Here is a 4581-nt window from a genome sequence, read left to right on the forward strand (position 1 = left end):
CTCCTCCTCCTCCCCCCCTCCTTCACCCTCTTCTCCTCCTCCTCCCCGCTCCTCCTCCCCCCTGTCCGCACCCCCTCCGCCCCCCCCTCCTCCCCCGCTCCCCCGCCGTCCTGATCGCCCTCCCCCTCCTGCCCCCCGATGAGCACCACGTCCGCCTCCCCGCGCGCCCCGCGCGCCCACGCCGTCCGCGACAACCTGACCATGCTCCGGCGCAACCTCCTGCACGCGCGCCGCTACCCCTCCCTCACCCTGAACCTCCTGCTCACCCCCGTCGTCCTGCTGCTGCTCTTCGTCTACGTCTTCGGCGACGTGATGAGCGCCGGCATCAACGGCGGCCACGCCGACCGCTCCGACTACGCCGCCTACCTCGTCCCCGGCATCCTGTTCCTGACCGCGGCCATGACCTCGCTGGGCACCGCGGTGTCCGTGGCCACCGACATGACCGAGGGCATCATGGCCCGGTTCCGCACCATGGCGATCTCCCGCGCCTCCGTGCTCATCGGCCATGTGATCGGCAGCGTCATCCAGACGCTGATGGCGCTGGCGCTCGTCCTGGGCATCGGCGTGGCCATCGGCTTCCGGCCCGACGCCACGCCGGTGGAGTGGATCGCCGCGCTCGGCCTGATGGCGCTGGTCAGCCTCGGGCTGACCTGGATCGCGGTCGGCCTCGGCCTGGTGAGCCCCAACGCCGAGGGCGCCAGCAACATGGGCTACCCGCTGGTCATGCTGCCGTTCCTGTCCAGCGCGTTCGTGCCGGTGGACGCCATGCCGGGCTGGTTCCGCTGGTTCGCCGAGTACCAGCCGTTCTCGCCGGCCATCGAGACCCTGCGCGGGCTGCTGCTGGGCACCGGCATCGGCACGAAGAACACCGTGCTGACCCTCGCCTGGTTCGCTGCCCTCGCCCTGGTCGGCTACCTGTGGTCCAAGGCGCGGTTCAACCGCGAGCCGCGGCGGTGAGCTGCCGCAGGGCCTCGGCCCGCAGCTGCGCCCGCGACAGGGCGGCGTACGCCGACTTCGCCTCGGCGTACGCCGCCCTGTCGGCGTCCTCGGCCGCCCGCCGCGAGCGGGACAGCGACAGGGTGGGGAACTCCCGCACCGCCGGCATCCGTTCCGCCAGCGCCAGCAGCCGCACGGCACCGGCCTCCCCCCGGGCCAGTCCCGCGAAGGCCAGCGCCAGCAGCAGCGTGCCGTGCACCGGCAGGTCCACCGGGCCGCCCTCGGCCGCCGCGCCGGACAGCATGCCCACCAGCCGTCCGTGCAGCTCGCCGGCGAGGGCGGCCACCGGCTCCAGCCGTCCGGCCTGGGCGTGCGCCGCCAGGGCGGCCGCGTGCACCTGCAGCACCCAGGGGTCCACGAACGGGTCGTCCGGATACAGCAGGCTGGCCTCCCGCAACTGCTCCACCGCCTGCCGCCACAGCCCGAGCCCGACCTCGGTCAGCCCGCGGGCCAGCGCGATCTCCGCCCGGGCCGGCAGGTCCCCGGAGAAGACCTGCGCGGACTGCGGCGGCCGGTCCGCGGCCGCCTGCCGCAGCCAGTACTCCGCCTCCTCCACCTCGCCGCGCTGCAGGCAGGCCAGTACCAGCGCCCCGTGCACGCCGACCGAGTCCGACAGCTCGCCGAACCGGCCGAACTCGCCGAGCGCGTCCAGCGCGGCCCGCAGATGCCCGTACGCCTCCGCGCCCCGCTCGGACTGCAGGCACAGCTCGCCGAGCCGTCCGTGGCCGAGCAGCAGCAGGACCGGGTTGCCCAAAGGCCGCAGCGCGTCGAGCATCCGCCGGGCGTACTCCAGCGCGCGCTCCGGCTCGTCGTGGGCCTCCCACACGTAGCTCGCCACGCAGGCCGCGACGCCCGCCAGCAGCGGCTCTGCGGCCTCGCACAGCTCCTGCAGCCGCTCGTGGCGCGGCGGATGTATCTCCGGTATCGCGCACAGCACGATCGCCAGCGCCCGCAGCAGGGTGTCCGGTGGCGCGGGCGGCAGCCGGCGCAGCACCACCAACTGCCGTACGACGTGCGGGCCGCGCCCCATGAACAGGCTCGCCGTGCACACGGCCGCCGCACTGCGGGTGACCTCCACGTCCAGCGGATCGCGGGGCCGGAACCGGGACAGCGCCTCGCCGCTGTCGGCGACGAGCGCGGCGAGCCGGGGGTAGTTGGAGTCGGTGGACCACAGCGAGGCGAGCACGGCGGTGAGGGCGGCCGTGGCCGGCCCGTCCTCGCGGGCCAGGGCGTGGCGCAGCGCCAGGACGAGGTTGTCCTGCTCGGCCCGGACGCGCAGCCACACCGGCACGGGGTCGGAGCCGAACAGCACATCGTGATGGGCCCGGCCGAAGTCCCGCGCCCAGGCGAGGAACCGGTCGGTGACCGTCTCCTCCTCGCCGGTCGCGGCCCGCTGGGCGGCGCCGAACTCCCGCAGCGTCTCCAGCATGTGGAAGCGCACCCCGGAGGGTCCCTCGCCGACCTTCACCAGGGACTGCCCGGCCAGCTGCTCCAGCAGCGCCAGCGCGTCCCCGGTGTCCCCGAGGACGTACTGCGCCGCGTCCTCGGTGAAGCCGCCGGGGAACACCGACAGGGCGCGCAGCGCCGCCCGGCCGTCCTCCTCCAGCAGGTTCCAGCTCCACTCGACCACCGCCCGCAGCGTGCGGTGCCGTGCGGGCGCGTCGCGGGCGCCGCCGCGCAGCAGCGCGAACCGGTCCCGCAGCCGGTGCGCGATGTCGGCCACGGACAGCACCCGCACCCGGGCCGCGGCCAGTTCCACGGCCAGCGGCAGCCCGTCCAGGTGCCGGCAGATCTCGGCGACCGCGTCGGCGGGCAGCTCCACCCCGGGCCGGGCGGCCCGCGCCCGCTGCGTGAACAGCTCCACCGAGGTCGCCGGCGACAGCTCCGGCAGCGCGTAGACCGACTCCGACGACAACCCCAGCGGGGCCCGGCTGGTGGCCAGGACCCGCAGTTCCTTCGACCGGGACACCAGCGCCTGGACGAGCGCGGCGGCACCGGCGACCACCTGCTCGCAGTTGTCCAGCACCAGCAGCACCGGCCCGGCGCCCAGCGCGGCCAGGATCTGGCCCACCGGGTCCGTCCCGCCCGGGAACTGCCGCCCGTCGCGGCCGCCGACCGCCGAGGCCACCTCGCCTGCCACGTCCTCGTCGGTGGTGACACCGGCCAGCGGGACGAAGTGCACCACGGGCTGCTCGGCCGCCCGCGCCACCGCGTGCGACAGCCGGGTCTTGCCCAGCCCGCCGGGCCCGGTCACCGTGACCACGCGGGCCTCGCGCAGCAGCCCGGCCACGGCCGCGACGTCGGCGTCCCGGCCCAGCAGCGGGTTCGGATCGTGCGGTACGCCGTGCCGGACCTTCGGCGCGTCCGCGGTCAGCAGTTCCCGGTGCACGGCCCTGAGCCCGGGGCCCGGATCGGCGCCCAGCTCCTCGCGCAGGGCGCGCCGGTAGGACTCGTACCGGGCCAGCGCGGCGGCCCGGCCCGCGCCCGCGGCCTCGCAGCGCACCCGCTCCGCCAACACCTCCTCGTCCCGCGGCAGTTCACGGGCCAGCTCGGCCAGCGGCGCCGCGGCCTCCTCCCGCCGCCCCGTCCGGGCCAGCGCCAGCGCCCGGGAGCGGACCAGGGCGCGGTGGGCGGCCAGACACTCGGTCCGCAGCGCCACCACCGGGTCGTCCAGCTCCTCCCCGGCACCGGCGCCCACGCCGCCGTCCCACAGCGCCAGGCCCGCCTCGGCCTCTTCCAGGGAGCCCCGGTGGTCCCCCGCCCCGGCGCGCTCGGCGGCGGCCGACGCGTACAGCAGCAGCGCCGAGGCGTCGATCTGCCTCTCCTCCAGTGCCAGCCGGTACCCGGTCGGCGTGCTCACGATCAGATCCGCGCCCAGCTGCGCCCGCAGCCGCGAGACGAGGACCTGCACGGCCTTGCCCGGCCGCTCCGGCCGCTCCCGCGGCCACAGCCCCTCCACCAGCCGCCCGGTGCTGCATCCGGTGCGCGGCTCGGCGGCGAGCAGCGCCAGCAGCCCGCGCAGCCGGGGCGCGGTGATCTCCCGCCCGCGGCAGGTCACCTGGGACAGCAGGGTCAGCTCGATCGTCACGGGTGCAGACTAGGGCCTGCCCGGCGGATCACGTCGCAGGGAATTCGCGCCGCAGACGGGCGTGCCAGGGGCCGTGAGACCGGCCGGCGCGGGCGGTGGGCTCGGTGCCGTCACCAGTCCTCGTCGTCGTCGAGCACCCGGAAGCTGCCCACGACGCCGTCGTCGCCGAACATCAGAGCCTGGCCGGTGCCGTCGAACAGGCCGTCGTGGAAGGTGCTGGTCACCACGCCGTTGGTGGCGCCGTGCGGGCCCACGGTGGCCACCGGGGCGCCGTTGTCACAGGTGAAGCCGCGGTAGACCTCGATCGTCTTCCGGCTGTCGTTGAACACGCTGAAGCTGGTGGAGCCCAGTCCGCTGGCCGCGGTGACGCAGCCGGAGGAGGCGGCGGAGTACATGCGCTCGTTGAAGTAGATCTTCCCCTCGTCCTTGCGCCCGTCCCGGTCGCCGTGGCCGCGCCCGCCTTCGTCGTGGCCGCGGTCGTCGCCCTTCTCCCCGCC

Annotated in this window: 2 protein-coding genes and 1 pseudogene; 1 reads left to right on the forward strand and 2 read right to left on the reverse strand. The window is 75.7% G+C overall.

What is annotated here, in order from left to right:
- The first annotated feature begins 138 nt into the window (after window positions 1-138).
- The gene (locus GV126_RS35050; RefSeq protein ID WP_159675424.1) at window positions 139-957 is read left to right on the forward strand and encodes an ABC transporter permease; all 819 of its coding nucleotides are present in this window, start codon (window positions 139-141) and stop codon (window positions 955-957) included.
- Here the strand turns inward: GV126_RS35050 and GV126_RS35055 are convergent.
- Together GV126_RS35055 and GV126_RS35060 are read right to left on the reverse strand one after the other, a co-directional pair.
- Window positions 935-4084 carry an ATP-binding protein gene (locus GV126_RS35055; RefSeq protein ID WP_159675426.1) on the reverse strand — a complete coding sequence of 1050 codons (3150 nt, stop codon included), beginning with the start codon at window positions 4082-4084 and terminating at the stop codon, window positions 935-937. The genes GV126_RS35050 and GV126_RS35055 overlap by 23 nt on opposite strands.
- A gap of 110 nt (window positions 4085-4194) precedes the next feature.
- Window positions 4195-4581: pseudogene (locus GV126_RS35060) on the reverse strand (hypothetical protein); the annotation flags it as partial.

The organism is Streptomyces mexicanus, from assembly GCF_902506575.1.
Classification (GTDB): Bacteria; Actinomycetota; Actinomycetes; order Streptomycetales; family Streptomycetaceae; genus Streptomyces; species Streptomyces mexicanus.